This window comes from Pseudarthrobacter sp. NIBRBAC000502771 (assembly GCF_006517215.1).
Classification (GTDB): domain Bacteria; phylum Actinomycetota; class Actinomycetes; order Actinomycetales; family Micrococcaceae; genus Arthrobacter; species Arthrobacter niigatensis.
The window spans coordinates 1,490,155-1,516,237 of sequence record NZ_CP041187.1 but is presented as its reverse complement, the minus strand read 5'-3'; the positions used below and the strand labels follow the sequence as shown (position 1 = coordinate 1,516,237).

At 66.6% G+C, this 26,083-nt stretch carries 20 protein-coding genes; 11 read left to right on the top strand and 9 right to left on the bottom strand.

Translation table 11 applies throughout. The features are described 5' to 3' along the window. Nucleotides 1-282: 282 nt before the first annotated feature. The 7 genes from purU to glyA are packed head-to-tail and all read right to left on the bottom strand — an operon-like array spanning nucleotide 283 to nucleotide 9,171. Nucleotides 283-1,179, bottom strand: a complete 897-nt coding sequence (purU, locus tag NIBR502771_RS07075; RefSeq protein WP_141159115.1) for a formyltetrahydrofolate deformylase — start codon at nucleotides 1,177-1,179, stop codon at nucleotides 283-285. A 3-nt stretch (nucleotides 1,180-1,182) separates the two neighbouring features. Next, nucleotides 1,183-2,598: an L-serine ammonia-lyase gene (locus NIBR502771_RS07070; RefSeq protein WP_141159114.1), complete on the bottom strand. Its 1,416-nt coding sequence runs from the start codon at nucleotides 2,596-2,598 to the stop codon at nucleotides 1,183-1,185. Then, a complete protein-coding gene (locus NIBR502771_RS07065; protein WP_141159113.1) occupies nucleotides 2,598-3,248 on the bottom strand; it encodes a sarcosine oxidase subunit gamma in 651 nt (216 codons plus the stop codon). The genes NIBR502771_RS07070 and NIBR502771_RS07065 overlap by 1 nt, the downstream gene beginning before the upstream one ends. Beyond that, complete coding sequence (locus NIBR502771_RS07060) at nucleotides 3,241-6,183, bottom strand: sarcosine oxidase subunit alpha family protein (protein ID WP_141159112.1); 2,943 nt, start codon at nucleotides 6,181-6,183, stop codon at nucleotides 3,241-3,243. The genes NIBR502771_RS07065 and NIBR502771_RS07060 overlap by 8 nt, the downstream gene beginning before the upstream one ends. After that, nucleotides 6,180-6,584 (bottom strand): sarcosine oxidase subunit delta, encoded by a 405-nt coding sequence (locus NIBR502771_RS07055; RefSeq protein WP_141159111.1) that lies wholly within the window; start codon nucleotides 6,582-6,584, stop codon nucleotides 6,180-6,182. Before NIBR502771_RS07055 ends, NIBR502771_RS07060 begins: the two co-directional genes overlap by 4 nt. A 29-nt stretch (nucleotides 6,585-6,613) precedes the next feature. Further along, nucleotides 6,614-7,834, bottom strand: a complete 1,221-nt coding sequence (locus tag NIBR502771_RS07050; protein WP_141159110.1) for a sarcosine oxidase subunit beta family protein — start codon at nucleotides 7,832-7,834, stop codon at nucleotides 6,614-6,616. Then, entirely contained in the window at nucleotides 7,831-9,171 is a 1,341-nt protein-coding gene (glyA, locus tag NIBR502771_RS07045; protein ID WP_141159109.1) for a serine hydroxymethyltransferase, read from the bottom strand. Before glyA ends, NIBR502771_RS07050 begins: the two co-directional genes overlap by 4 nt. Before the next feature lie 125 nt (nucleotides 9,172-9,296). Between glyA and NIBR502771_RS07040 the strand changes: the two genes are divergently transcribed. From NIBR502771_RS07040 to NIBR502771_RS07030, 3 genes are all read left to right on the top strand, one after another. Then, nucleotides 9,297-9,965, top strand: a complete 669-nt coding sequence (locus NIBR502771_RS07040; protein WP_141159108.1) for a GntR family transcriptional regulator — start codon at nucleotides 9,297-9,299, stop codon at nucleotides 9,963-9,965. 100 nt (nucleotides 9,966-10,065) lie between these two features. After that, nucleotides 10,066-11,979: an amylosucrase gene (locus NIBR502771_RS07035; protein WP_141159107.1), complete on the top strand. Its 1,914-nt coding sequence runs from the start codon at nucleotides 10,066-10,068 to the stop codon at nucleotides 11,977-11,979. 37 nt (nucleotides 11,980-12,016) lie between these two features. Beyond that, a complete protein-coding gene (locus NIBR502771_RS07030) occupies nucleotides 12,017-12,871 on the top strand; it encodes a prephenate dehydratase (protein ID WP_141159106.1) in 855 nt (284 codons plus the stop codon). On the opposite strand, the gene NIBR502771_RS07025 is transcribed toward NIBR502771_RS07030, so the two are convergent. Next, nucleotides 12,844-14,766, bottom strand: coding sequence for an FAD-binding monooxygenase (locus tag NIBR502771_RS07025; protein ID WP_141159105.1), 1,923 nt, complete (start codon nucleotides 14,764-14,766; stop codon nucleotides 12,844-12,846). The two genes, NIBR502771_RS07030 and NIBR502771_RS07025, sit on opposite strands and share 28 nt — an antisense overlap. Before the next feature lie 227 nt (nucleotides 14,767-14,993). Between NIBR502771_RS07025 and NIBR502771_RS07020 the strand changes: the two genes are divergently transcribed. From NIBR502771_RS07020 to NIBR502771_RS06985, 8 genes are read left to right on the top strand one after another with little or no spacing between them, the layout of a single operon-like run. After that, nucleotides 14,994-16,460: a fumarylacetoacetate hydrolase family protein gene (locus tag NIBR502771_RS07020; RefSeq protein WP_141161450.1), complete on the top strand. Its 1,467-nt coding sequence runs from the start codon at nucleotides 14,994-14,996 to the stop codon at nucleotides 16,458-16,460. Next, nucleotides 16,453-17,118, top strand: coding sequence for a GntR family transcriptional regulator (locus tag NIBR502771_RS07015; protein ID WP_141159104.1), 666 nt, complete (start codon nucleotides 16,453-16,455; stop codon nucleotides 17,116-17,118). Before NIBR502771_RS07020 ends, NIBR502771_RS07015 begins: the two co-directional genes overlap by 8 nt. An 11-nt stretch (nucleotides 17,119-17,129) precedes the next feature. Beyond that, on the top strand, nucleotides 17,130-18,641 hold the full coding sequence (gene hpaE / locus NIBR502771_RS07010) for a 5-carboxymethyl-2-hydroxymuconate semialdehyde dehydrogenase (RefSeq protein ID WP_141159103.1): 1,512 nt from the start codon (nucleotides 17,130-17,132) through the stop codon (nucleotides 18,639-18,641). A gap of 55 nt (nucleotides 18,642-18,696) precedes the next feature. Then, nucleotides 18,697-19,776, top strand: coding sequence for a 3,4-dihydroxyphenylacetate 2,3-dioxygenase (hpaD, locus tag NIBR502771_RS07005; protein WP_141159102.1), 1,080 nt, complete (start codon nucleotides 18,697-18,699; stop codon nucleotides 19,774-19,776). Nucleotides 19,777-19,778: 2 nt separating this feature from the next. Continuing rightward, a complete protein-coding gene (gene hpaH, locus NIBR502771_RS07000; protein WP_141159101.1) occupies nucleotides 19,779-20,564 on the top strand; it encodes a 2-oxo-hept-4-ene-1,7-dioate hydratase in 786 nt (261 codons plus the stop codon). Further along, entirely contained in the window at nucleotides 20,549-21,352 is an 804-nt protein-coding gene (locus NIBR502771_RS06995; RefSeq protein ID WP_210411353.1) for an HpcH/HpaI aldolase/citrate lyase family protein, read from the top strand. The genes hpaH and NIBR502771_RS06995 overlap by 16 nt, the downstream gene beginning before the upstream one ends. 23 nt (nucleotides 21,353-21,375) lie before the next feature. Next, nucleotides 21,376-22,878, top strand: a complete 1,503-nt coding sequence (locus NIBR502771_RS06990; RefSeq protein WP_141159100.1) for an NAD-dependent succinate-semialdehyde dehydrogenase — start codon at nucleotides 21,376-21,378, stop codon at nucleotides 22,876-22,878. 32 nt (nucleotides 22,879-22,910) lie between these two features. Further along, a complete protein-coding gene (locus NIBR502771_RS06985) occupies nucleotides 22,911-24,311 on the top strand; it encodes an MFS transporter (protein WP_141159099.1) in 1,401 nt (466 codons plus the stop codon). 84 nt (nucleotides 24,312-24,395) lie between these two features. Here the strand turns inward: NIBR502771_RS06985 and NIBR502771_RS06980 are convergent, their stop codons facing one another. Further along, nucleotides 24,396-25,958, bottom strand: a complete 1,563-nt coding sequence (locus tag NIBR502771_RS06980; protein WP_210411351.1) for a DUF1565 domain-containing protein — start codon at nucleotides 25,956-25,958, stop codon at nucleotides 24,396-24,398. Nucleotides 25,959-26,083 lie beyond the last annotated feature (125 nt).

Below are 26,083 nucleotides of genomic sequence, written 5' to 3'. Positions count from 1 at the left end.
TTGCGGTGGTATCCAGCTTGGCAGCGGGGCACCGAAGCCCTTTGTCCACCAGCGACGAGTTGTTGATTGTCAGCGCAGTGCAGGTCCGGGCATCCTCCCGCCGCTGCAGCCGCGCTGAAATTCCCCACCTTTCCGCCCGCACCACTCACAGCCGACGGCGTGTGGCGGGGACACGCCGTCGGGCGCGCTTAAACATGGGGAGAGTCAGCCGGGCATAACAAAGCGCGGCCGGCCACCCGGAAAGGGCAGCCAGCCGCGCTGACAGTATTCAGTTGAGTAGGCCTACCGCAGCACCACGGTGCGGTTTCCCTGCAGCAGGACCCTGCCCTCGCAGTGCCATTTCACCGCGTTGGAGAGGGCCTTGCACTCCGTGTCGCGGCCGGCGGCCACCAGGTCTTCGGGCCCGTAAGTGTGGTCCACCTCCACCACCTGCTGGGCGATGATGGGTCCCTCGTCCAGTTCAGCGTTGACATAGTGCGCGGTGGCGCCGACGGTCTTGACGCCCCGCGCGTACGCCTGGTGGTACGGCTTGGCACCCTTGAAGCTGGGGAGGAACGAGTGGTGGATGTTGATGGCCCGGCCGTCCAGTTTGCGGGTCAGGTCGTCGCTGAGCACCTGCATGTAGCGGGCCAGCACCACGAGTTCGACGTCGAGCCCGTCCACCAGTTCCATGAGCGCAGCCTCGGCCGCGGGCTTGGTCTCCGCCGTGACCGGGATGTGGTGGAACGGGATGCCGTGCCACTCCACCAGTGCCTGGTGGTCCCGGTGGTTGGACACCACGGCCACCACCTCAACGGGAAGTTCGCCGACCCTGGCGCGGAACAGCAGGTCGTTGAGGCAATGCCCAAACTTGGACACCATGATCAGCACCTTGCGCTTGGACCCGTGGCGTTCCAGCTGCCAGCGCATGCCGAACTTCTCCGCCACCGGGGCGAACGAGGTCCGCAGCTTCTCCAGCGTGGACTCATCGCCTTCGGAGACGAAGTGCACGCGCATGAAGAAGTGGCCTTCGGAGCGCTCACCGAACTGCTTGTTGTCGATGATGTCGCAGCCGTGCTCCAGCAGGAACCCGGACACGGCGTGCACAATGCCGGGCCCTTCCGGGCAGTCCAGGGTCAGGACGTGTTCCACGGTGGTGGGCGCCTTCGATGCGGGGATATGGGTTTCAGTAACAGTCATGGCTCAGCACTCGATCACATTCACGGCGAGGCCTCCTCGGGAGGTTTCCTTGTACTTGGTTTTCATGTCGGCTCCGGTATCGCGCATGGTCTTGATCGCCTTGTCCAGCGAGACCTTGTGGCTGCCGTCCCCGTGCAGGGCCAGCCGGGCCGCGTTGATCGCCTTCACGCTGGCGATCGCATTCCGCTCAATGCACGGGATCTGCACCAGGCCGCCCACGGGGTCGCAGGTCAGGCCCAGGTTGTGCTCGATGCCCACCTCGGCGGCGTTTTCCACCTGTGCCGGCGTTCCGCCGAGCACCTCGCAGAGCCCGGCCGCGGCCATCGAGCAGGCGGAGCCCACCTCCCCCTGGCAGCCCACTTCGGCGCCGGAGATGGAAGCGTTCAGTTTGAACAGGATTCCGACGGCGGCCGCCGCCAGCAGGAAGCGGACCACACCATCGTCGTCGGCCCCTGGAACAAACTTCACGTAGTAGTGCAGGACTGCCGGCACAATGCCCGCGGCCCCGTTGGTGGGGGCGGTGACGATCCGGCCGCCGGCCGCGTTCTCCTCGTTCACGGCCAGCGCGAAGAGGTTCACCCATTCCATCGCCAGCAGCGGATCCGCGGGTGCCTGGACGGGCGACGGCGACGCTGCCGCTGCTTCGGCGGAGGCGGCCGAGGCCGTCAGGGTGCGGAACAGGGCGGGCGCCCGCCGGGTGACGTTCAGGCCTCCGGGCAGGATGCCTTCGGCGTTGCAGCCGTTCTCCACGCATTCACGCATGACGCCCCACAGCCCCAGCAGCTGTTCGCGGAGCTCCGCTTCGCTGCGCCAGGTCAGTTCGTTGGCCAGCATGACATCGGAGATGGACATGCCTTCACGGCTGCAGATCTGCAGCAGTTCGTCCGCCGTGGAGAACGGGTACGGCAGCACGGTGTCATCCGGAACCACCTTGTCCGCACCCTCGGCGTCGCCGTCCACCACGAAGCCGCCGCCGATCGAGTAGAAGCTCCGCTCGCTCAGCACGGCGCCCGTGTGGTCCAGGGCCCGGAAGGTCATGCCGTTGGGGTGCGCGGGAAGGGACTTGCGCCGGTGGAGCACCACGTCCTCTTCCCAGTTGAAGTCCACCCGGTGCACCCCGGCAATGTGCAGTTCGGCGTCCAGCGCGGCGGCTGCCACCTGGTCGTCGGCGGTGGAAGTGTCCACGGTTTCCGGGTCCAGGCCTTTCAGCCCCAGGACCACTGCCTTGTCCGAGCCGTGGCCGCGGCCGGTGGCGCCGAGCGACCCGAACAGTTCGGTCTGGACGCGGGCGGTGGCGGCCAGCTGGCCGTCACCCTTCAGTCCATCCGCGAACAGCTTGGCCGCCCGCATCGGGCCCACCGTGTGTGATGACGAGGGCCCGATGCCAACGGAAAAGAGGTCAAGGACGCTGAGCGCCATCAGGGGACCTCTGGCGAGGCGTACTCCCGCATGGCGTCCAGCAGCCACCGGCCCAGGAACTCGGCGAACGAAGCACGGGGGAAGATCCGGAAGGACTCGTCACCGGTCTTCCACAGGATGGCGGGGATGTTCGCGATTTCCGTGGAGAAGGCGGTCCCGGCCTTGAAGACCCGCGGGTGGAGGTCCAGCGAGCAGCCCTTTTCCAGGACGGCACGGGCCCGGGGGCCCGTCAGTTCGAACGTGGTCCGGTTGGCGGACAGGTCCACCACCTGGCCCGCGTCGCCGCCCAGCGCGTCCCGGAGCGCGGGGATGAGGTCCCCGCCCAGGGATTCGTGCGCCTCGGTGGATGCAACCACCAGGAACTCGGCGGGGCCGAGCCACAGGACGGACACGTCGCCGCTGCCGGCTACGGCACCGGAGCCGGCGGGGAGGCCGCCGGTCACACCGGCCAGGCGCTCCGCCGCGGCGGATCCTGCGAGTGCCCGGAGGCCCACCATGGTCAGGAAGGGCACCTCGGAGATTTCAACGGTTCCTGCCAGGGAGCCAGCCGCGAATTCTTCCGCCAGCTGACGCGCCGGGCTGACGCGGGCGGCGAGGTTCTTCTCGGCGTTGGTCTTGGCGGAGGTCGGGGATGCTGCTGTTTCAGCCATCTTTACGGGTCCCTTCAGAGTCAAAAAGCACTGTTTCTGCGACAACCACGTCCACCAGCTGGTCGCCGGCGGCCGCCACCAGCGTTTCGCCGATGCGGTTGCGTCCGTTCTTGATCAGGGCCAGGCCGAACGACCGGCCCAGCGCTGCGCTGTGGTAGCTGGAGGTAACGAACCCTTCCATCGGCACGGGGCCGTAGGCGGGGTTGGTCGAACGTCCCTTTTCCACGAGCTGGGTGCCTTCGGGCAGCCGCAGCGTGCCATCCACGGGGAGGACGCTGACCAGGTGCTTGCGGTCCTCACGCTGGGCGTCCGACCGGGTGTAGGAACGCTTGCCGATGAAGTCCTTCGCCTTGGAGACGATCCATTCCATGCCGGCATCCTGCGGAGTGACGGTGCCGTCGGTGTCCTGCCCGACGATCGGGTAGCCCTTCTCGGCGCGCAGCACGTGCATGGTTTCGGTGCCGTAGGGGGTGATGTTGAACTCCGCCCCGGCAGCAGCAACGGATTCCCACGTGTTCAGCCCGTACCAGGCGGGGACGTTGATCTCGTAGGCGAGTTCACCGGAGAACGAGATCCGGCAGATCCGGGCCCGCACGCCGGAGGCGAGGGTGGTTTCGCGGAAGGTCATGAACGGGAAGGCTTCTGCATCCAGGCCGCCGTTGGCAGCCAGTTCAGGGGCCACACGGGCGATGACCTCGCGGGACTTGGGCCCGACGACGGCGATGGTGCTCCACTGTTCCGTCACGGAGGTGCACTGCACGTCCAGCTCCGGCCACTCGGTCTGCAGCCATTCCTCCAGCCAGTCCAGTACCTTGGCGGCACCGCCGGTGGTGGTGGTCATGAAGTAGGTCTCGTCGTCGACGCGGAGGGTCACGCCGTCGTCGAAAATCATGCCGTCCGGGGTGCACATGACGCCGTACCGTGCCGAACCCGGGGCGAGCTTCTTGAACGCGTTGGTGTACATCCGGTTCAGGAACTCCCCCGCGTCCTTGCCGCGGATTTCGATCTTGCCCAGGGTGGTGGCGTCCATGAAGCCCACGGATTCGCGGACGGCGGCGCATTCGCGCAGCACGGCGGCATCCATGTCTTCCCCGGCCTGCGGGTAGTACCAGGGCCGTTTCCACTGTCCGACGTCTTCGAACAGCGCGCCCTTGGCCACGTGCCAGGGGTGGATCGACGTGACGCGGGCGGGGTCGAACAGTTCCCCGCGCTGGCGTCCGGCCAGTGCGGCGAAGGCCACCGGGGTGAAGGGGGCGCGGTAGGTGGTGGTGCCAATGTCGCCGATGCCGCGGGAGGCCTCGCCGGCAGTGCGGAGCGCCGCGGCGATGACGCCAATGGCGTTGACGCCGGAGGTCTTGCCCTGGTCGTTGGCGGTGCTGATGGAGGTGTACCGCTTGATGTGTTCCACCGAACGCATGCCCGCGCCCGTGGAGCGAAGGACGTCCGCCACGGACTGGTCGCGCTGGAAGTCCACGAAGTGGTGGTGCCAGTCATCCGGAGTGCCGCTCTCGCCCGGCACCAGCCACAGCTGGCGGGTGGGGGCGGAGGCCTTCGGGTCGCCGGACACGGACGGCTCGACGGCGGATTCGAAGCCGGCGGCGATGGCCGCCTTGGCGCCGGCGGAGATGCCCTCCGCAACGCAGTCTTCGGTGGCGAAGGAGCCGCGGCCGGCACCAATGGTCTGCTGGTCGGGGACCTCGGTGCTGGGCACGAAGGCTGCCAGCTCTTCGTCCCAGCGCAGCTTGCCCTGGCGCTGGGAGTGCAGGTGGACCAGCGGGCTCCAGCCGCCGGACACAGCCAGCAGGTCCGCTGCGATCTGCTCAACGCCGGAGGTGAGCTCGCCGTCGTCGTTGATGCTGCGGACGGTCACGCCGTCCAGGCGGCCGTCGGCGCCGGCGGAGGTGTTGGCCACCGCGCTGCCGATGAGCACCCGGATTCCGGCTTCGACGGCGGCGCTGGCCACCGCAGTGAGGGCCGGGCGGGCGTCCACCACGGCGGCGACCTTGACGCCTGCGGCGGCGAGGTCGGCGGCGGTGGCGTAGGCGCTGTCATTGGTGGTGCTGATGACCACGCGCTTGCCGGCGGCCACGCCGTAACGGTTCAGGTAGCTGCGCACGGCGGAGGCGAGCATGATGCCTGGGCGGTCGTTGTTCTCGAACACCAGCGGACGTTCGTGGGCGCCCGGGGCGACCACCACCTGGCTGGCACGGATGTGCCAAATACGCTGGCGGGACACACCTGCAGCTGCGGGGCTGCTGAGGTGGTCGGTGCGGTTCTGGACGGCGATGACGTAGTTGGAGTCGTAGGCGCCGAACGCGGTAGTGCGGTTCAGGACCGTGGATTCGGCGCCGGAAACCAGTTCGGCTTCGACGTCGGCCACCCATTCAAGGGCCGGCTTGCCTTCGATGGTCTCGGCCAGGCCCTCGGCGGTGGAGCCGGAGAGCAGGGAACCGCCGAGTTCGGGCTGGTCGTCGAGGAGCATCACCCTGGCGCCGGTGCGGACAGCCTCGCGGGCTGCGGCGAGTCCGGCGGGGCCGCCGCCGATCACCAGGACGTCGGTGTGGACGTACTTCTTGTCGTATTCGGCGCGGTCGTCCTCCGGGTCCAGCTTGCCCAACCCGTTGAGCAGGGTGGCCTGGAGTCCGTCCACCAGGGAGACGGTGGTGGCGGGAAGCATGGATTCGGCGACGTGGCCGGGGAAGCGGGCTTCCACGCGGACCAGGGCGTTGGCCTCTTCCACCCCGGCGGACATGATGCCTCGGGGGCGGTCCTCGTAGAGGGAGTTGCCGGCGGCGATGCGGCCGTTGGCCAGCAGCGCGGAGGCAAGGGTGTCACCGGGGTGGCCGGTGAACTCCTCGCCGTCCACGGTGAAGCGCCAGGAGATGGTGCGGTCGATGCGGGCGCCGGTAGCCAGGCGGGCGTTCTGGGAGGTCACTTGGTCGCTCCTTCCGGGGCGGTGGTGCGGAGGATGCTCGTGGCGGAGGTGCTGGGTGCCGCACTTCCCGTGGTGGTGCTGTCAGGGCCGGTGCTGGCGGTCCCGGTTTCGGGTGCGCCGTCCGGGGAGCGGTCGGGCCGCTTCGCCCCCATCGGGTAGACAGCTTTGATGTCATAGCTCACTGTGTCGCGGAGCATGTTGAACCACTGGCGGCAGCCGGTGCTGTGCACCCAGCGCTCGGCGAAGATGCCTTTGGGGTTCTCCCGGTAGAAGAGGTAGCGGGACCACTCCGTGTCGCTCAGCTCGTTGGGGTTCTCGGGGTACGGAACGTGAGCCTGTCCCCCGTAGTGGAATTCGGTTTCGTCCCGCGGGCCGCAGTTGGGGCATGGGATCAGCAGCATGTGCGTTAGTCCTTTTCTGGTGGCGGCGGCTAGTGGGCCACGGCGGCAGCGCCGTGTTCGTCGATGAGGGCGCCGGTTTCGAAGCGTTCCAGCGAGAACGGCTTGTTCAGCTGGTGCGGGGCGCCGGTGGCAATGGTGTGGGCGAAGGTCATGCCCGCGGCAGGGGTTCCCTTGAACCCGCCGGTACCCCAGCCGCAGTTCACGAACATGTTCTCCACGGGGGTCAGGCCCACGATCGGTGAGGCGTCCAGGGTGGTATCGACGATCCCGCCCCAGGTCCGGAGCACGTGGGCCCGGGCGAAGATGGGGAAGAGCTCGACGGCGGCCGCCATTTGCTGCTCGATCACGTGGAACGAGCCGCGCTGGCCGTAGCCGTTGTAGGAGTCCACGCCGGCGCCCATGACCAGTTCGCCCTTGTGCGCCTGGGAGACATAGACGTGCACGTGGTTGGACATGACCACCGTGGGGTGGACGGGCTCGTGCAGTTCCGAGACCAGTGCCTGCAGGGGGTGGGACTGGATGGGGAGCTGGAATCCGGCCATTTCGGCCAGGACGGAGCTGTGGCCGGCGGCGGCCAGGCCCACCTTTTCGGTGTTGATGGTGCCGCGGTTGGTCTTGACGCCCACGACGCGGTTGCCGTCCTTCAGGAAGCCGGTCACCTCGCAGTTCTGGATGATGTCCACGCCCATTTCGTCGCACTTGCGGGCGAAGGCCCAGGCCACGTGGTCGTGCTTGGCGATGCCGGCGCGGGGCTGGTAGGTGGCGCCCATGACGGGGTACCGGATGTTGTCGCGGATGTTCAGGATGGGGCAGAGTTCCTTGACCTGCTGCGGGTCCAGCCATTCCGCGTCCACGCCGTTGAGCTTGTTGGCGCCGACGCGGCGGATGCTTTCCCGCACGTCGCCCAGGGTGTGGGCCAGGTTCATCACGCCGCGCTGGCTGAACAGGAAGTCGTACTCGAGTTCCTCGGGCAGGATTTCCCAGAGCTTGAGGGCGTGCTCGTAGATGGCGGCGCTCTCGTCCCAGAGGTAGTTGGAGCGGATGATGGTGGTGTTCCGCGCCATGTTGCCACCGGCCAGCCAGCCCTTTTCCAGGACGGCGATGTTGGTCATGCCGTGGTTCTTGGCCAGGAAGTAGGCGGTGGCCAGGCCGTGGCCGCCGCCGCCGACGATCACGGCGTCGTAGGAGGACTTGGGTTCCGGGTTCCGCCAGAGGAAGTCCGGGTGCTCAGGAAGGTGCGGGGCGCTCACTGTGCGGCTCCAATCAGGTCTGCCTCGATGCCGGCCAGGTTGGCGTCGGCGGAGAGGTGCGGGTAGAGGGGGAACTTTTCGGCCAGGGCGGTCACGCGTGCGCGGAGTCCGACGGCGGTGTCCCCCGGGAGGGTGCCCGTGCCGGCGGAGGCGATCAGAGCCGTGGCGATGATGTCCGCAACCTCGGTGAATTCGGCGGCCCCGAAGCCGCGGGCGGCCAGGGCGGGAGTGCCGATCCGGAGGCCGGAGGAAACCATCGGCGGGCGGGGGTCGAAAGGGACGGCGTTGCGGTTGACCGTGATGCCGATCTGGTGGAGCGCGTCCTCACCCTGCTGGCCATCCAGTTCGGAGTTGCGGAGGTCCACCAGGACCAGGTGGACGTCGGTGCCGCCGTTGACAACCGAAATGCCCGCGGCTGCGACGTCTTCCTGGAGGAGGCGGTCGGCCAGCAGCCTGGCGCCTTCCAGTACGCGCTCCTGCCGTTCCTTGAATTCGGGGGCTGCTGCGAGCTTGAAGGCCACGGCCTTGGCGGCGACAACGTGCTCCAGCGGGCCACCCTGCTGGCCCGGGAAGACGGCGGAGTTGATCTTCTTGGCGTACTCTTCCTTGGCCAGAATGACGCCGCCGCGGGGGCCGCCCAGGGTCTTGTGGGTGGTGGTGGTGACCACATCCGCGTACGGGACGGGGTTGGGGTGCAGCCCGGCGGCTACCAGGCCGGCGAAGTGGGCCATGTCCACCATCAGGTACGCGCCCACGAGGTCCGCGATGCGGCGGAACTCGGCGAAGTCCAGCTGGCGGGAGTACGCGGACCAGCCGGCAACGATCAGCTTGGGCTTGTGTTCCAGGGCCAGCGCTTCCACCTCGGCCATATCGATCCGAAGGTCTTCCTCGCGGACGTGGTAGGGAACCACGTTGTAGAGCTTGCCGGAGAAGTTGATCTTCATGCCGTGGGTGAGGTGTCCGCCGTGGGCCAGGGAGAGGCCCAGGATGGTGTCGCCCGGGTTCAGCAGGGCGAACATGGCGGCGGCGTTGGCCTGGGCGCCGGAGTGCGGCTGCACGTTGGCGAACTCGGCACCGAACAGTGCCTTCACGCGGTCAATGGCGAGCTGTTCGATGACGTCCACGTGCTCGCAGCCGCCGTAGTAGCGCTTGCCCGGGTATCCCTCGGCGTACTTGTTGGTGAGCACCGAGCCCTGGGCTTCCATCACGGCGGTCGGAGCAAAGTTCTCCGACGCAATCATTTCCAGGGTGGACTGCTGGCGGTGCAGTTCCTGTGCCACAGCGGCGGCGACGTCGGCGTCGACCGTGGCGAGCGAGGCGTTCAGTACGTCCTGCATTGTTCTCCTTCTGAGCCCTTCGGAGTTACTGACCTATAACTGATCTGTAACTGATATATTAGAACTGTCGTAATAGTATGTTCCAGATCACTTGGACGTCAATAGCACTCCTGGGAAGGCTCGAAATGAGCGTCACATTAGAGAACCACCTGGCCGGCGACGGGGACCTCTCACTCTCCGAACAGGCCTACCGGCACCTCCGGGACCGGCTCATCATGCTGGACATCAGGCCGGGCGAGGCGATCAACGACGGCAAGCTGGCCGCCGAACTGGGGATCGGCCGCACGCCGGTCCGGGAAGCCCTCAAGCGGCTGGAAAGCGACCACCTGGTGGTGTCCTATCCCCGCCGCGGAACGTTCGCCACCATCGTCGACATCACTGAACTGGCAGACGTCTCAGAGCTGCGCGAGTCCTTGGAACCTCTGGCCGCCCGCCGCGCCGCCAAGCTGGCTACGCCGGCACTGCGGACGGAAATCCGCGAAACCGCGGCAGCGATTTCCACCATGGGCGATGACGACGATGCCTACGACCTCATGCGGTACGACATCAAGGTCCACCGGCTGATCTACCGGGCCGCCGCCAATGCGCACCTCGAGGACGTCCTGATCCGCTACGACAACCTGGCCACGCGCATCTGGTGCATGGTGCTGGAAAAAGTACAGTCCGTCGCGTCCCACATTGCCGAGCACGTTGAACTGCTGGAGGCAGTGGCCGACGGCGACGCGGACCGGGCCGGCAAGCTCGCCCTGGAGCATGTCACCAGTTTCGAGCAGGCCATCCGCAACGTGCTTTAGGCAGCCCGCGCCAACAGGCGCCGCCCGCATGTGACGTGGAATACTTCCGTACAGGCGCCGCCGAATGTTCCGGCGGGAAGTTCGGGAGGGACAGGCGGACATGCAGGGATTGGTCAACGAGGACGAAGAAGCCCGGCGGCATGTCCTGGCGGTGCTGGCGGCGGAGAGCAGCAGGGGGCTGCGCCCGGATCCGGACTTTGACCGGCGGCTCGATGAGCACTTCCCCACGCTCCGCAGCCTTTTCCATTCCCTGTACGGTGACCGGACGGACTGGCTGGACCAGCTCGCTGCGCTGGTGGTGCAGAGCGCCCGGTCCTGGCAGGAACGGGCGGCGGAGCTGAAGGTCCTGGACGCCGGGCGGGAGGAAAACCCGGACTGGTTCCAGTCCAACCGGATGCTGGGCGGCGTCTGCTACGTGGACCGCTATGCCGAAAGCCTGGAAGGGGTCCGGAAGCGCATCCCTTACTTCAGGGAGCTTGGCCTCACCTACCTGCACCTCATGCCGCTCTTCCTGGCGCCGGAACCACACTCGGATGGCGGGTATGCGGTCTCCAGCTACCGTGAGGTGAACCCGAAGCTGGGCACCATGGAGCAGCTGCGCTCCCTGGCAGCGGAACTGAGGGACAACGGGATCAGCCTGGTGGTGGACTTCATCTTCAACCACACGTCGGACGAGCACGAGTGGGCACGCAAAGCCGCGGCGGGGGATCCGGAGTTCAGCGACTACTACTGGATCTTCCCGGACCGGACCATGCCGGACGCCTTCGAAGCGAACGTGCGCGAAATCTTCCCGGAAAACCACCCCGGATCCTTTATCCGGATGGATGATGGCCGCTGGGTCTGGGCCACGTTCCACACCTACCAATGGGACCTGAACTACTCCAACCCGGAGGTCTTCCGGGCCATGGCTGCCGAGATGCTGTTCCTCGCCAACCAAGGCGTGGACATCCTGCGGATGGATGCGGTGGCGTTCATCTGGAAGCAGCTGGGCACCCCCTGCGAGAACCTCCCGCAGGCGCACACGCTGCTCCGGGCGTTCAACACGGTGTGCCGGCTGGCGGCGCCGTCGCTGCTGTTCAAGTCCGAGGCGATCGTGCACCCGGACGAGGTGGCGCTCTACATCGACCGCAAGGAATGCCAGCTTTCCTACAACCCGCTGCAGATGGCGCTCATCTGGGAATCCCTGGCGACGCGGGATGTGTCGCTCCTGGCCCAGGCACTGCACCGGCGGCACAACATCCCGGCCGGCACCGCGTGGGTGAACTACGTCCGCAGCCATGACGACATCGGCTGGACCTTCGCGGACGAGGACGCGGCCGAACTGGGCATCAACGGCTTCGACCACCGGCGCTTCCTGAACTCCTTCTACGTCAACCGGTTTCCCGGCAGCTTTGCCCGCGGCGTCCCCTTCCAGGACAACCCCAAGACCGGCGACTGCAGGATTTCAGGCACGACGGCGTCCCTGTGCGGGATGGAGGTTGACCCGGCCGAGGCGGTGGAACGGATCCTCCTGGCCCATTCGGTGCCCTTCAGCACCGGCGGCGTCCCGCTGCTGTACCTGGGCGACGAGGTGGGGCAGGTCAACGACTACGCCTACGCCTCGGAACCTGGCCACGAGGAGGACAGCCGGTGGGTGCACCGGCCGCATTTCCCCGCGGAGCAGTACGCCCGCCGCCTGGACCCGGCCACAGCGGAAGGCGCGGTATACGCCGGGCTGAAGCGGATGATCGAGGTCCGCATCAGCACCCCCGGACTGGCGGGGACCACGCTGATCGATTTCGGCACCAACAACCGCGCAGTGCTCGGCTACCAGCGTCCGGGTGCGACGGAGGGCGGCCCCATCATCCTGGTCCTGGCCAACTTCAGCGACTCCGCCCAGACCCTCCCGGCGGAAACGTTCAGCGGGTTCTCCCCTGCCGCCGTCGACCTTCTCTCCGAAGCAGCCCTGCAGTTGGATGACGGCGTCACCCTCCTGCCCCGGCAATACCTCTGGCTGCGCGTTACGCCGCAGTAATTGGGACCTGGCGCCGGGGCGTGAAACCATACGGATCATGGCCTCCAAGATTGCGTACCAGGGTGAGCCCGGCGCCAACTCCAACATCGCGTGTCAGCAAATGTTCCCGGACATGGAGAGCGTGCCGTGCGCCAGCTTCGAGGATGCCTTTGAGCTGGTGGCAAGCGGCGAGGCGGAGCTCGCCATGATCCCCATCGAGAACTCGATCGCCGGGCGGGTGGCTGATATCCACATCCTGCTGCCGCAGTCCAGCCTGCAGATCGTGGGCGAGTACTTCCTGCCCATCCACTTCGACCTGCTGGGCATCCCGGGCAGCACCATCGAAGGCGCCACCGAGGTGCACAGCCACATCCACGCCCTGGGCCAGTGCCGGAAGCTGATCCGCGACCATGGCCTCAAGCCCGTCATCGCCGGCGACACCGCCGGGTCCGCCCGGGAAGTGGCGGAGTGGAACGATCCCCGCAAACTCTCGCTCGCGCCGCCGCTGGCAGCCCAGATCTACGGACTTGAGGTCCTGGCCTCCCGGGTGGAGGACGATCCCTCCAACACCACCCGCTTCGTGGTCCTGGCCCGAGAAAAGGCGCTTCCGGCCAAGGACGAACTTCCCGGTCCGGCCGTCACCAGCTTCGTGTTCCGCGTCCGCAACGTCCCGTCCGCCCTGTACAAGGCACTCGGCGGCTTCGCCACCAACGGCGTGAACATGACCCGGCTGGAAAGCTACATGGTGGGCAACGAGTTCGCCGCCACCATGTTCATGGCCGACGTCGAAGGCCACCCCGAGGACCTGCCGCTGAAGCTGGCCCTCGAGGAACTGGACTTCTTCACCACCGAGGTACGGATCCTCGGCGTGTACGCCGCGGCCGACTACCGGGCCGCAGCCGCCACCGCCTGACGCGGCGCCGCGGGGGCGGCCTTCAACACGGGCGCGAAGAACGCGCCGAGTTCCGTGGTTGCCGTCAACGGCAGCACGTTGGCCACGTACTGGTCCGGACGGACCACCACCACAGCTCCGGAACGGTCCACGCCGCGAAGGTCGAAGATGTCAGCCTTCGGATCGGTGGCATACACCTTCTCGTAGTCGGTCAGCTTGAAGGGCCCCACCAGCGGCTTGAACACGGCGGGCACGGCATTGATGTCGACGGCGGTGTGCGGCTGCTGGTAGATGACCTTCAGGTCGAACCACGCGTCAGGGTCGGCGCCGGCGGGCGTCGCGGCCAGCGGGGACTCCGGCGATTTCGCGAACCAGTCCGCCAGCCTGTCCGTTGCCGAGCTGGTGCCCGGCAGGGCGGGATCGGCGAAGACGTAGATCCGCCAGCGGCCGTCAGCGGTGGCGTGGTGGCCCAGGTGGAGGGGGTTGGTGTCCCCCACCCGGACCACGGGGGCCGACTTGAAGCGCTTGCCCACCGGGAACCCGGCGGCCAGGTCCTGATGGTCAGGGGTGCCAACGATCAGGGACGGCGTGTACTGCGTCATGAAGCCGGCCGGGAATTCGGCGGTCTGCACGTAGAAGTCCTCAAGGTCGGAGGGGTGCTCGAACTCCTCCGGCTTCTTGGCCATCATGGTGGACCATTCCTTGTCGAAGTCGATGAGGTTCTTGGCCACCACCTGCCGTTCCTCGGAATACGTGGTGAGCAGGCTCTCGGGGCTGCGGCCTTCGAGCACGTGGCCCAGCTTCCAGGCGATGTTGAAGCCGTCCTGCATGGACACGTTCATGCCCTGGCCGGCTTTGGCGCTGTGGGTGTGGCAGGCATCGCCGGTGATGAACACCCGCGGGGTGCGCGTGCCGCGCTCGGCCGGCAGGACGTCGTCAAACCTGTCCGTAAGCCGGTGGCCCACCTCGTACACGCTGTGCCATGCCACGTTCCGGACGTCCAGCGTGTAGGGGTGGAGGATCGCGTTGGCCTTGGCGATGATCTGCTCGATGGTGGTCTCGCGGACCGAGTGCTGGCTGGCGGGGTCCACTTCGCCCAGGTCCACGTACATGCGGAACAGGTGGCCGCCTTCGCGCGGGATCAGCAGGATGCTGCCTTCGGCACCCTGGATGGCGCACTTGGTCCTGATGTCCGGGAAGTCGGTGACGGCAAGCACGTCCATGACGCCCCAGGCATGGTTGGCCTGGTCACCGGCGAGCGTGCAGCCGATGGCCTGGCGCACCTTGCTGCGCGCACCGTCCGCTCCCACGACGTACTTCGCGCGGACAACACGGTCCTGGCCTTTATTCGGGCCTGATGTGTGCCGGAGCGTCACCGTCACCGGGTAATCGCCTTCACCGGTCACCGTCAGTCCCTGGAAGTCATAGCCGTAGTCAGGCTTCATCCGCGTGGGAGCGTTGGCCATGTACTCGGCGAAGTAGTCGAGCACGCGGGCCTGGTTGACGATCAGGTGCGGGAACTCACTGATGCCCATCTCGTCATCCACGGCCCGGGCGGTCCGGATGATGTTCGCATGGTTGGCGGGATCCGGCTTCCAGAAGGCCATTTCGGTAATGCGGTACGCCTCGGCGATGATCCGCTCCGCGAAGCCGAAGGCCTGGAACGTCTCCACGCTGCGCGCCTGGATGCCGTCAGCCTGCCCGATGGCGAGCCTGCCGGGACGACGTTCGATGATGCGGGTGGTCACGCTGGGGAACATGGACAGCTGGGCCGCGGCGAGCATGCCGGCAGGTCCGGTACCCACGATGAGGACGTCCACTTCGTCGGGAAGTTCCTCGGGGCGGTTAAGGCCGACGCCGGCCGCCGGCTGGACTCGCGGGTCACCGGATACGTATCCGTGGTGGTGGAACTGCACGGGCTTTCCTCACTTCGTTGTGGATGGCTATCGCCGGGACTGTGTTCCATATGAGAACACAAGGTTCGATAATCGAAAACTAGAAACTTGGTTTCAACTGTACGCTCGATGTGATCCGGGCGACAAGTACCGTCGGCCCAGCCGCCAAAAGCCCGGAAAACCGGGGGTTGACGACTAGCTCGGGATGGGTAATAGTGATCGTATACGATTTCGTACCTGATGAGGAGATGGCTTTGGAGCAGGTCAACGGCGACACCCTGGCGGCAGCACGCAAGGTGGTCGCAGTGCACATCAACTACCCCAGCCGGGCGGCACAGCGGGGCCGCACCCCGGCCCAGCCGTCCTATTTCCTCAAGCCTTCCAGCTCGCTGGCACTGGGCGGAAGCCCCGTGGAGCGGCCCGCCGGCTGCGAACTGCTCGGCTACGAGGGCGAGATCGCCCTGGTGATCGGCAAGGCCGCCCGCCGCGTTTCGATCGAGGACGCCTGGAGCCACGTCGCAGCCGTCACCGCCAGCAACGATCTCGGCGTCTACGACCTCCGCTACGCGGACAAGGGCTCCAACCTCCGGTCCAAGGGCGGCGACGGGTTCACCCCGGTGGGCCCGGCACTGATCCCGGCAGACGCCGTCGACCCTTCCAAACTGCGCATCCGCACCTGGCACAACGGGGACCTGGTCCAGGACGACACCACCGAAGACCTGCTCTTCCCGTTCGCCCGGCTCGTTGCGGACCTCTCCCAGCTCCTCACCCTCGAGGAGGGCGACATCATCCTCACCGGTACCCCGGCCGGCGCCTCCGTTGCCGCACCCGGCGACGTCCTGGAGGTTGAGGTGGGCACGCTTGATGGCAGTCTCACCACCGGACGCCTGGCCACCACCGTGGAGCAGGGAACGACGGCGTTCGCGGACTTTGGTGCCCAACCCAAGGTCGATGACCTGCAGCGGGAGGAAGCCTACGGGTCCCGTGAAGCAGCGGGCCTCGCCGCCGTCGAACCCGTCCTCACCCCGGAACTGAAGGCCAAGCTCGAGTCCGTCGCCACCGCCACCCTGTCCTCCCAAATGCGCAAGCGCGGCCTGAACAACGTCAGCATCGACGGGCTGCAGGCCACCCGCCCGGACCGCCGGGTGGTGGGCGTGGCCCGCACCCTCCGCTACGTTCCCAACCGCGAGGACCTGTTCAAAACGCACGGCGGCGGCTTCAACGCCCAGAAGAAGGCCATCGACTCCGTCAACGAGGGCGAAATCCTGGTGATGGAAGCCCGCGGTGAAAAAGGAACCGGCACCGTGGGCGACATCCTGGCCCTCCGGGCCCAGGTCCGCGGCGCCGCGGCCATCATCACCGACGGTGGCGTCCGCGACTACTCCGCCGTGGCCGGCCTGGAGATGCCCACCTACTTCGCCAACCCGCATCCCGCGGTGCTGGGGCGCCGCCACATCCCGTGGGACACGGACATCACCATCGCCTGCGGCGGTGCCACCGTGCAGCCCGGCGACATCATCGTGGCCGATTCCGACGGCATCCTGGTGATCCCCCCGGCCATCGCCGAAGAACTGGTGGCGGACTGCATCCAGCAGGAAAAGGAAGAGACCTTCATCTTCGAGATGGTCAAGCAGGGCAACAGCGTTGACGGCCTCTACCCCATGAACTCCGAATGGCAGGCACGGTACAAGGAATGGGCAGGCAACAATGAGTGAGGCCACCATGGTTGCCGGCAGCAAGTCCGAGCAGGCCTACCAGGCCGTCAAGGCCCGGATCGTGGAAGGCGCCTACACCCCCGGCTACCGGCTGGTCCTGGGCTCCATCGCCAAGGACCTGGGGTTCAGCGTGGTCCCGGTCCGCGAAGCCATCCGCCGGCTCGAAGCAGAGGGCCTGGTGACGTTCGAACGCAACGTGGGCGCCACCGTCGCGGGGATCGACCCTACCGAGTACCTGTACACGATGCAGACCCTCAGCATCGTGGAGGGCGCAGCCACCGCGCTGTCCGCCCCGCTGATCGATCCCGCGGCCGTGGCCCGGGCCCGCGCCGTGAACGAGGAGATGCGCGCATGCCTGGACCACTTCGACCCGGTCCGGTTCACGCAGCTCAACCAGGACTTCCACAGCGTCCTGTTCGAGCACTGCCCCAACCCGCACATCCTGGACCTGGTGCACCGCGGCTGGAACAGGCTCGCCGCACTCCGGTCCTCCACGTTCCGTTTCGTCCCGGGCCGCGCCCGCGACTCCGTGGACGAGCACGAAAACCTGCTGAAGCTCATTGAAACCGGAGCCGACGCGGAGCAGATCGAAAAAGCCGCCCGCCAGCACCGGGCCGCCACCCTTGACGCATATCTCGCCCAAGCCAAGCACCAGTAAGGACTTCAACGATGACGACCTCAGTAGAAACCGCCAAGCACCACGTCCCTGGGGACCTGCCCACCCACATCCAGCACTACATCAACGGCCAGTTCGTTGACTCCGTGGGCGGCAAGACCTTCGACGTCCTGGACCCGGTCTCCAACCGGAACTACGCCACCGCCGCCGCCGGCCAGAAAGAAGACATCGACCTCGCCGTCGCCGCAGCCCGCGAAGCGTTCGTGAACGGTCCCTGGCCGAAGATGAAGCCGCGCGAGCGTGCCCGCGTCCTGAACAGGATCGCCGACGCCGTCGAAGCCAAGGAAGCCCGCCTCGCGGAACTCGAAACCTTCGATACCGGCCTGCCGATTACCCAGGCCAAGGGCCAGGCCCTCCGCGCCGCCGAGAACTTCCGCTTTTTCGCGGACCTCATCGTGGCCCAGTTCGACGACGCCATGAAGGTCCCCGGCTCCCAGATCAACTATGTGAACCGGAAGCCGATCGGCGTGGCCGGCCTGATCACCCCGTGGAACACCCCGTTCATGCTCGAATCCTGGAAGCTGGCCCCGGCCCTGGCCACCGGCAACACCGTGGTCCTGAAGCCGGCCGAGTTCACCCCGCTCTCCGCCTCCCTGTGGGCCACCATCTTCAAGGACGCCGGCCTGCCCGACGGCGTCTTCAACCTGGTCAACGGCCTGGGCGAGGAAGCAGGGGACGCCCTGGTCAAGCACCCGGACGTCCCGCTGATCTCCTTCACCGGGGAGACCACCACCGGCCAGACGATCTTCCGGAACGCCGCCACCAACCTCAAGGGCCTCTCCATGGAGCTCGGCGGCAAGTCCCCCTGCGTCGTCTTCGCCGACGCCGACCTGGACGCCGCCATTGACTCCGCCCTCTTCGGCGTCTTCTCCCTCAACGGCGAGCGCTGCACCGCCGGCTCGCGCATCCTCGTGGAACGCGCCATCTACGACGAATTCTGCGAAAAGTACGCCGCCCGGGCCAAGAACATCGTGGTGGGCGATCCGCACGATCCCAAGACCCAGGTGGGCGCCCTGGTCCACCCGGAGCACTACGAAAAGGTGGCCTCCTACGTGGAGATCGGCAAGTCCGAAGGCCGGCTCCTCGCCGGCGGCGGCCGCCCCGACCACCTGCCGGAAGGCAACTACATCGCACCCACCGTGTTTGCCGACGTCGCACCCGACGCCCGGATCTTCCAGGAGGAGATCTTCGGACCGGTCGTGGCCATTACCCCGTTCGAGAACGACGACGAAGCCCTCGCCCTGGCGAACAACACCAAGTACGGCCTGGCTGCCTACATCTGGACCCAGAACCTGACCCGCGCGCACAACTTCTCGCAGAACGTGGAGGCCGGCATGGTGTGGCTGAACAGCCACAACGTCCGCGACCTGCGCACGCCGTTCGGCGGCGTCAAGGCCTCGGGCCTGGGCCACGAAGGCGGCTACCGCTCCATCGACTTCTACACCGACCAGCAAGCCGTGCACATCACCCTTGGCACCGTCCACACCCCCAAATTCGGCGCCTAAGCCAGCCGGCCGCCGTCGTACTTTCCACGCCCCCTTTCAAAGAAGAGAGACTCCAATGACCAACTTCGTCCCCACCCCCACCGTCCCGGCTCCGGACATCGTCCGCTGCGCCTACATGGAAATCGTGGTCACGGACCTCGCCAGGTCCCGCGAGTTCTACGTTGACGTCCTGGGCCTGCATGTCACCGAAGAGGACGACAATGCGATCTACCTGCGGTCCCTTGAGGAGTTCATCCACCACAACCTGGTGCTGCGCAAGGGACCCATCGCCGCCGTCGCGGCCTTCGCCTACCGCGTGAAGTCCCCCGCCGAGGTGGACGCCGCGGAGGCCTACTACCGCGAACTCGGCTGCCGGGTGGAGCGCCGCAAAGAAGGGTTCACCAAGGGCGTCGGCGACTCAGTCCGGGTCGAGGACCCCCTGGGTTTCCCCTACGAGTTCTTCTACGACGTGGAGCACGTGGAGCGCCTCACCCAGCGCTACGACCTGTACTCCGCCGGCGAACTGGTCCGCCTGGACCACTTCAACCAGGTCACCCCGGACGTCCCGCGCGGCCGCAAGTACCTTGAGGACCTGGGCTTCCGCGTCTCCGAGGACATCAAGGATTCCGACGGCGTCACTTACGCCGCGTGGATGCACCGCAAGCAGACCGTGCACGACACCGCCCTGACCGGCGGCAACGGCCCGCGCATGCACCACGTCGCGTTCGCCACGCACGAGAAGCACAACATCATCCAGATCTGCGACAAGATGGGCGCCCTGCGCATCAGCGACCGGATCGAACGCGGCCCCGGCCGGCACGGCGTGTCCAACGCCTTCTACCTCTACATCCTGGATCCGGACGGGCACCGCATCGAGATCTACACCCAGGACTACTACACCGGCGACCCGGACAACCCCACCATCACCTGGGACGTCCACGACAACCAGCGCCGCGACTGGTGGGGCAACCCCGTGGTCCCGTCCTGGTACACCGAAGCCTCCCTGGTCCTGGACTTGGACGGCAACCCCCAGCCGGTCATCGTCCGCGAGGAAAAGTCCGAGATGGCCGTGACCGTGGGCGCCGACGGCTTCTCCTACACCCGCAAGCCCGAAGGCGAAGCCGCTGAGGGCTTCAAGCTGGGAGTCCAGGTCTGACCATGCTGGAGCCAAAGACGATTGAGGCCATCGCGGACGAGCTGGTGGAAGCCGGCCGGACCCGCACCCCTGTTCCCCGCCTGACGGCCCGCTATCCGGAGATGACGGTGGAGGACTCCTACGCCGTGCAGCAGCTGTGGCGCCGCCGCAACGAGGACGCCGGCCGGACGCTGGTGGGGCGCAAGATCGGCCTCACGTCCAAGGCGATGCAGGCCGCCACCGGCATCACCGAACCTGACTACGGCGCCATCTTCGATGACATGGTGTTGGAGACCGGCTGCTCCGTGGAGTGGGACAAGTACACCCATCCGCGGGTGGAGGTGGAGCTGGCGTTCGTATTAAAGGATGGACTCAAAGGCCCGGGCGTGACCATTTTCGATGTCCTGAAGGCCACCGATTACGTGGTTCCGGCCCTCGAGATCCTGGATTCCCGGATCGAGATGGAGGGCCGGACCATCGTGGACACCATCTCGGACAACGCCGCGATGGGTGCCATGGTGATCGGCGGCAACCCGGTGAAGCCGGACACCGTGGACCTTCGTTGGGTCTCCGCCATCCTGTACAAGAACCAGACCGTGGAGGAAACCGGAGTGGCGGCCGGCGTCCTGGACCATCCCGCCAATGGGGTCCACTGGCTGGCCAACAAGATCGCCGCCCACGGCGACGCCCTGAAGGCCGGGGACATCATCCTGGCCGGGTCCTTTACCCGGCCCATGTGGGTCTACAAGGGCGATACCGTCCACGCCGACTACGGACCCCTGGGGAGCGTGACATGCCGTTTCGAGTAGAGGACACCTTCCGGTCCGCGTTGGCCCAGGCGGACCGCCCGCTGGCAGGTATGTGGGTGTGTTCCGGCAGCCCGCTGGTCGCGGAACTGTGCGCCGGGTCCGGCCTGGACTGGCTCCTGGTGGATGCCGAGCACAGCCCCAACGGGCTCGAATCCATCCTGGCCCAGCTCCAGGCCGTCCACGGCTACCCGGTCCACACCCTGGTCCGGCCGCCCGTGAACGACACCGTAATGATCAAGCAGTACCTGGACTTTGGCGTGCAGAACCTGCTGGTCCCCATGGTCAACTCGGTGGCAGAGGCGGAAGCCGCGGTGGCGGCCACCCGCTACCCGCCGCAGGGAGTCCGCGGGGTGGGGTCCGCCCTGGCCCGCGCCGCGCGCTGGAACCGGGTCCCCGACTACCTGGCCCGCGCCAACGAGACCATCAGCGTCACCGTCCAGATCGAATCCACCGCCGCCGTCGAGGCTGTCGAGGACATCCTAAAGGTCGACGGCGTCGACGCGGTGTTCATCGGCCCATCAGACCTCGCCGCCTCCATGGGCCTGCTGGGACAGCAGGAACACCCGGAGGTGCGTGCCGCCGTCGACCATTGCCTGTCCGCCGCGAGGGCGGCCGGAAAGCCCGCCGGGGTGAACGCCTTCAACCCGGACACCGCCACGTACTACCTCGCGAACGGTGCCGGTTTCATCCTGGTTGGGGCCGACGTCGCCCTCCTCGCCCGCGGCTCCGAAGCCCTCGCCGCCAAGTACATCAAACCTGCCGACGGCGGCACCCCCGCCAGTTACTGACTTTCCCTTCCCAAGGACTTCTGATGACACTTTCTGCGATCTCCCCTGCCTTCTCGCCGGAGCATGAAGCCTCGCTCCTGGCTTCCGTCCCTACCGGCCTGCTCATCAACGGTCAGTGGCGCGAGGCGTCCGACGGCGGCACGTTCGATGTGCACGACCCCGCCACCGGGGAGGTACTCGCCACCCTCGCCTCAGCCACCAGCGACGACGCTATTGCTGCGCTGGATTCAGCCGATGCTGCCCAGGCGTCCTGGGCGCGGACCGCGCCGCGGGTACGGTCCGGGATCCTGCGCCGCGCCTTTGACCTGGTCACCGAACGGGTCGAGGACTTCGCCCTGCTGATGACCCTCGAAATGGGCAAACCCCTGGCCGAGGCCCGCGGCGAGGTCACCTACGGGGCGGAGTTCCTCCGCTGGTTCTCCGAAGAAACCGTCCGGGACTACGGCCGCTACCTCACCACCCCCGAGGGCAAGAACAAGATCCTGGTCCAGCACAAACCCGTCGGCCCCTGCCTGCTCATCACCCCCTGGAACTTCCCCCTGGCCATGGCCACCCGCAAAGTCGCCCCGGCAGTGGCCGCCGGCTGCACCATGGTGTTGAAGCCTGCGAAGCTGACCCCTCTCACGGCCCAGTACTTCGCGCAGACCATGCTCGACGCCGGCCTCCCGCCCGGGGTCCTCAACGTCGTCGCGTCCTCCTCCGCCTCAGGGGTTTCCGGGCCGCTGCTGAAGGACTCCCGCCTCCGGAAGGTCTCCTTCACCGGCTCTACCCCGGTCGGGAAACGGCTCATGGCCGACGCCACGCAGAACGTGCTGCGGACCTCCATGGAACTCGGCGGCAACGCCCCCTTCATCGTCTTCGAGGACGCCGACCTCGACGCCGCCGTCGAAGGGGCCATGGCGGCGAAGATGCGGAACATGGGCGAAGCCTGCACCGCAGCCAACCGCTTCCTCGTCCACGAAACCGTCGCCCAGGAATTCACCCGCAAGTTCGCCACCGCCATGGGCGCCCTGACCACCGGCCGCGGCACCCACCCCGGCACACAGGTCGGGCCGCTCATCGACGGCGGCGCCCGCGACGACGTCCACGCCCTGGTATCAGCGGCAGTCGACGCCGGAGCCGTGGCCGTCACCGGCGGCGCCCCCGTGGACGGGCCCGGCTACTTCTACCAGCCCACCGTCCTGGCCAACATCCCCAACGACGCTGCGATCCTGCGCCAGGAAATCTTCGGACCCGTCGCCCCCATCACCACCTTCACCACTGACAAAGAAGCCATCACACTCGCCAACAACACCGAATACGGGCTCGCGTCCTACCTCTACAGCCGCGACTTCAACCGCCTCCTTCGTGTGGCGGAGCAGATCGAATTCGGCATGGTCGGGTTCAACGCCGGCGTCATCTCCAACGCCGCAGCACCCTTCGGCGGCGTCAAACAATCCGGCCTCGGCCGCGAAGGCGGCTCCGAAGGCATCGCCGAATACACCACCACCCAATACATCGGCATCGCAGACCCCTACGCCAACTGACACACCGACGTGTCCCACAGTAAGGAAACACCATGAGTGCATCTCCGCGGGCGGCGAATGGGGCGGCAACGGACCGGCGCGTGGCATTTGCCACGATCATCGGCACCACCATTGAGTGGTATGACTTCTTCATCTACGCCAACGCCGCCGGCCTGGTGTTCGCCAAGCTCTTCTTTGAGCCCGCCGGAAACGACATCGGCATCCTGATCTCATTCGCTTCGGTGGGCCTGAGCTTCCTCTTCAGGCCGCTCGGGGCCTTCCTGGCGGGCCACTTCGGCGACAGGCTGGGCCGGCGCGCCATGCTGGTCCTGACCCTGATCATGATGGGTGCGGCCACGACGCTGATCGGTGTCCTGCCCACGTTCGAGACGGCGGGCATCGTGGCCCCCATCCTCCTGCTGCTCCTGCGCATCCTGCAGGGCATCTCCGCGGGCGGCGAATGGGGCGGCGCCGTCCTCATGGCGGTGGAACACGCACCGCGGAACAAACGCGGCCTCTTCGGCTCCTTCCCGCAGCTCGGCGTTCCCCTGGGCATGCTGCTGGCATCCGGGGTCCTGGCGCTGATGTCCGGCGTCGTCTCCCCCGGTGCCGCCTTTGTCCAGTGGGGCTGGCGGATCCCGTTCCTGCTCAGCTTCGTGCTGATCATCGTGGGCTTCGTGGTGCGCCGCAGCGTGGAGGAAAGCCCGGTGTTCGAGGAAATCGCGCAAAAGAAGCAGCAGACCCGGGTGCCCGTGGTGGAACTGTTCAAGAAGCACTGGCTGCTGGTTATCATCGCCGCCCTGGTTTTCGCCGGTAACAATGCTGCCGGCTACATGACCACCGGCGGGTACATCCTCAGCTACGCCACCAATCCGAAGGGCCTGGCCATGGACCGTACCGAGGTGCTGCTTGCCGTCACGGCCTCCGGCGCCTTGTGGTTCATCTTCACGCTGGCGGCCGGCTTCCTTGCAGACAGCATCGGCCGGAAGAAGACCTACGTCATCGGCTATTGCAGCCTGATCGCCACCGTCTTCCCGCTCTTCTGGCTGGTCAACACCGGCAACATCTGGGCGCTGTTCCTGGGCCTGGCGCTGTTCACCGTGGGCCTGGGCCTGACCTACGGCCCGCAGGCGGCTCTCTACAGTGAACTCTTCCCCGCATCCATCAGGTTCTCCGGTGTGGCCATTTCCTACGCACTGGGTGCCATCATCGGCGGGGCTTTCGCGCCAATGATCGCCACGGCCCTGGTCCAGGCCACAGGCACCACGGTCTCCGTCTCGGTCTACCTGCTGATTGTCGCCGTCGTGTCACTGGGCGCAGTCCTGGCCATCCGGGAGCGCAAAGGCATCGACCTTGGCATCAACAACCAGGCCGAGCAGGAGGTGGGCGCCACAGTGTTCGACAAACGCCGGGCCGGGGCCGCAACCGTCTCGAAGGCCACCAGCGGGGTCTAGGGCTGCCATGGATCAACAGCCGGCCGGGGTGCACCTGCACAGTGCGCCCCGGCCGGCTGTTTAATACTGTCGGGGAAGCAGCTCCTAGCTGGTCAAGGTGTTCGCCACCAGAATCAATGTGTCTGCGGCATAGACGCTGATGTGTTTTTGCGCCTGGGCGTTGAGCTCCTGGATGAAGGCTGCCGGGGCGTGGTCCGCAAGCTTGGTCACGAGGCTGTCCCGGAGGCCCGGGTTGTCGATGTCACCCGAATCGGCGTAGACACCCACCAGCTTCTGCAGGGTTGCGTAGGGGTCGCCCTGGTCAGCGAGGTAGCCCAGGCCATACTTCTGGAGCTCGCTTCCGGCCACCGGCTTCAGGAATGAGACATCGGGGAGGGCGCCGTCCTTTTTGCGGGGAGCCGTGAGTTGCTGCAGGTCGACGCTTTGGAAGTCTTCCGCAGCCATGGCGAGACCACCGTTGACCGTCCACGAATTGTTCGCCTCGTTCGCTGCCGGGGTGTTGTCGTTGGACGTCAGGGCACCGGTGTAGGCCACGTTGTTATGCAGGACTTCCCGGTACCCGGCAATGTTGTCCGCACTCGTGGGGCTTACGCGTTCCAGCATGTTGAAGTTGGAGCCGTAGCCCGGTTTGTACGCGGTGTTGTTGAGCCAATACGCCGACTGGCCCGGCTGATGGTTGGCATAGAAGTTGTTGGCGCCATTGTCGGCGGCCAGGGAGTTGATCACGGTGTGCAGCGGAAGAGGCTGGGGCAGCCCGTCGGTGCGGTAGGCATATCCCCCAACCTTGAACCCGTTCTGGTCACCCACCCCGTTCTGGTTGCCGTGGTGGCCGAAGGACCAGTCGTTGACGTAGGTAACCCGCCCTAGGGAATTGATGCTGTCGAAGCCGTCATCGCTGTTGTGCCACGCCCGGTCACCAATGAACCACACGTTCTTTCCATGGGCACCGAACCCATCCGTGTTGCCCGCCGACCGGGCGGTGGGACCGATGTTGTTGTAGGCATCGCTGTTCAGCACCACCCCGGTTCCGTCCAGTGTGTAGTAGAACCCGATCGCCTCGTTGTCGTGGGCAGCCATGTTGATGAAGTTGGCGCCACCGGCAATCCTGAAGGCCTCGGACTGCTTTTGGTCGCCAACCTTGACGCCCGTTACATCGAATCCGACGAAGTTCACGTCGGTCACTTGTGTTTCCACATAGAACGCGGCGACGCGCTGGTCGGTGGGCACCCCGCTGAAGTCAAAGACGGGCCGGGGATCCCCCGGGTATGCGGAGTAGGTGATCCCGCTCTTATTGATGTCATTGACGTAGTGGTAGACATCTTCGAACGGGTTGTTGGTTTCGGGAATGTCGAACTGGTTATAGGTGCCGCCGCGGATGTAGACCACGTCTCCCGCGGCCGCTGCCGACTGCGCCTTCATCAAAGTCCTGAAGGGGGCATCCTGCGTCCCAGGATTGCTGTCATTTCCGGCTGGCGAGATGAAATAGGCGTGGGCATCCGCGGCCGCCACCTTCAGCGCACCGAGCACTGACAGGGCCGAATCCTGCGTTCGATCCACCGGGGCCGCATGGGCAGGGGCTGTGACGCCCAAGGCCCCCAACACGCAGGCACCGGCGATGGCCATAGCTGCACGCTTCGTGTTTTTCACGGACATGACTCCTTTGTATGTCGATTCATGGCACACCCGCGGGCCCCCCGCGCCCCAACCACCCCAGCATTGGTGGAACAGGGTTGGGCGCCTCCCCGAAGATGAATCGATTCAAGCAGATAGAA

What these genes read in the sequence shown, in the direction of transcription:
- NIBR502771_RS07020 (WP_141161450.1), top strand. Translation starts at nt 14,994, where the DNA reads ATGGCTTTGGAGCAGGTCAACGGCGACACCCTGGCGGCAGCACGCAAG.
- NIBR502771_RS07065 (WP_141159113.1), bottom strand. Translation starts at nt 3,248, where the DNA reads ATGGCTGAAACAGCAGCATCCCCGACCTCCGCCAAGACCAACGCCGAG.
- purU (WP_141159115.1), bottom strand. Translation starts at nt 1,179, where the DNA reads ATGACTGTTACTGAAACCCATATCCCCGCATCGAAGGCGCCCACCACC.
- NIBR502771_RS07070 (WP_141159114.1), bottom strand. Translation starts at nt 2,598, where the DNA reads ATGGCGCTCAGCGTCCTTGACCTCTTTTCCGTTGGCATCGGGCCCTCG.
- NIBR502771_RS06985 (WP_141159099.1), top strand. Translation starts at nt 22,911, where the DNA reads ATGAGTGCATCTCCGCGGGCGGCGAATGGGGCGGCAACGGACCGGCGC.
- NIBR502771_RS06995 (WP_210411353.1), top strand. Translation starts at nt 20,549, where the DNA reads ATGCCGTTTCGAGTAGAGGACACCTTCCGGTCCGCGTTGGCCCAGGCG.
- NIBR502771_RS07040 (WP_141159108.1), top strand. Translation starts at nt 9,297, where the DNA reads ATGAGCGTCACATTAGAGAACCACCTGGCCGGCGACGGGGACCTCTCA.
- NIBR502771_RS07015 (WP_141159104.1), top strand. Translation starts at nt 16,453, where the DNA reads ATGAGTGAGGCCACCATGGTTGCCGGCAGCAAGTCCGAGCAGGCCTAC.
- NIBR502771_RS07055 (WP_141159111.1), bottom strand. Translation starts at nt 6,584, where the DNA reads ATGCTGCTGATCCCATGCCCCAACTGCGGCCCGCGGGACGAAACCGAA.
- NIBR502771_RS07035 (WP_141159107.1), top strand. Translation starts at nt 10,066, where the DNA reads ATGCAGGGATTGGTCAACGAGGACGAAGAAGCCCGGCGGCATGTCCTG.
- glyA (WP_141159109.1), bottom strand. Translation starts at nt 9,171, where the DNA reads ATGCAGGACGTACTGAACGCCTCGCTCGCCACGGTCGACGCCGACGTC.
- NIBR502771_RS07030 (WP_141159106.1), top strand. Translation starts at nt 12,017, where the DNA reads ATGGCCTCCAAGATTGCGTACCAGGGTGAGCCCGGCGCCAACTCCAAC.
- hpaE (WP_141159103.1), top strand. Translation starts at nt 17,130, where the DNA reads ATGACGACCTCAGTAGAAACCGCCAAGCACCACGTCCCTGGGGACCTG.
- hpaH (WP_141159101.1), top strand. Translation starts at nt 19,779, where the DNA reads ATGCTGGAGCCAAAGACGATTGAGGCCATCGCGGACGAGCTGGTGGAA.
- hpaD (WP_141159102.1), top strand. Translation starts at nt 18,697, where the DNA reads ATGACCAACTTCGTCCCCACCCCCACCGTCCCGGCTCCGGACATCGTC.
- NIBR502771_RS06990 (WP_141159100.1), top strand. Translation starts at nt 21,376, where the DNA reads ATGACACTTTCTGCGATCTCCCCTGCCTTCTCGCCGGAGCATGAAGCC.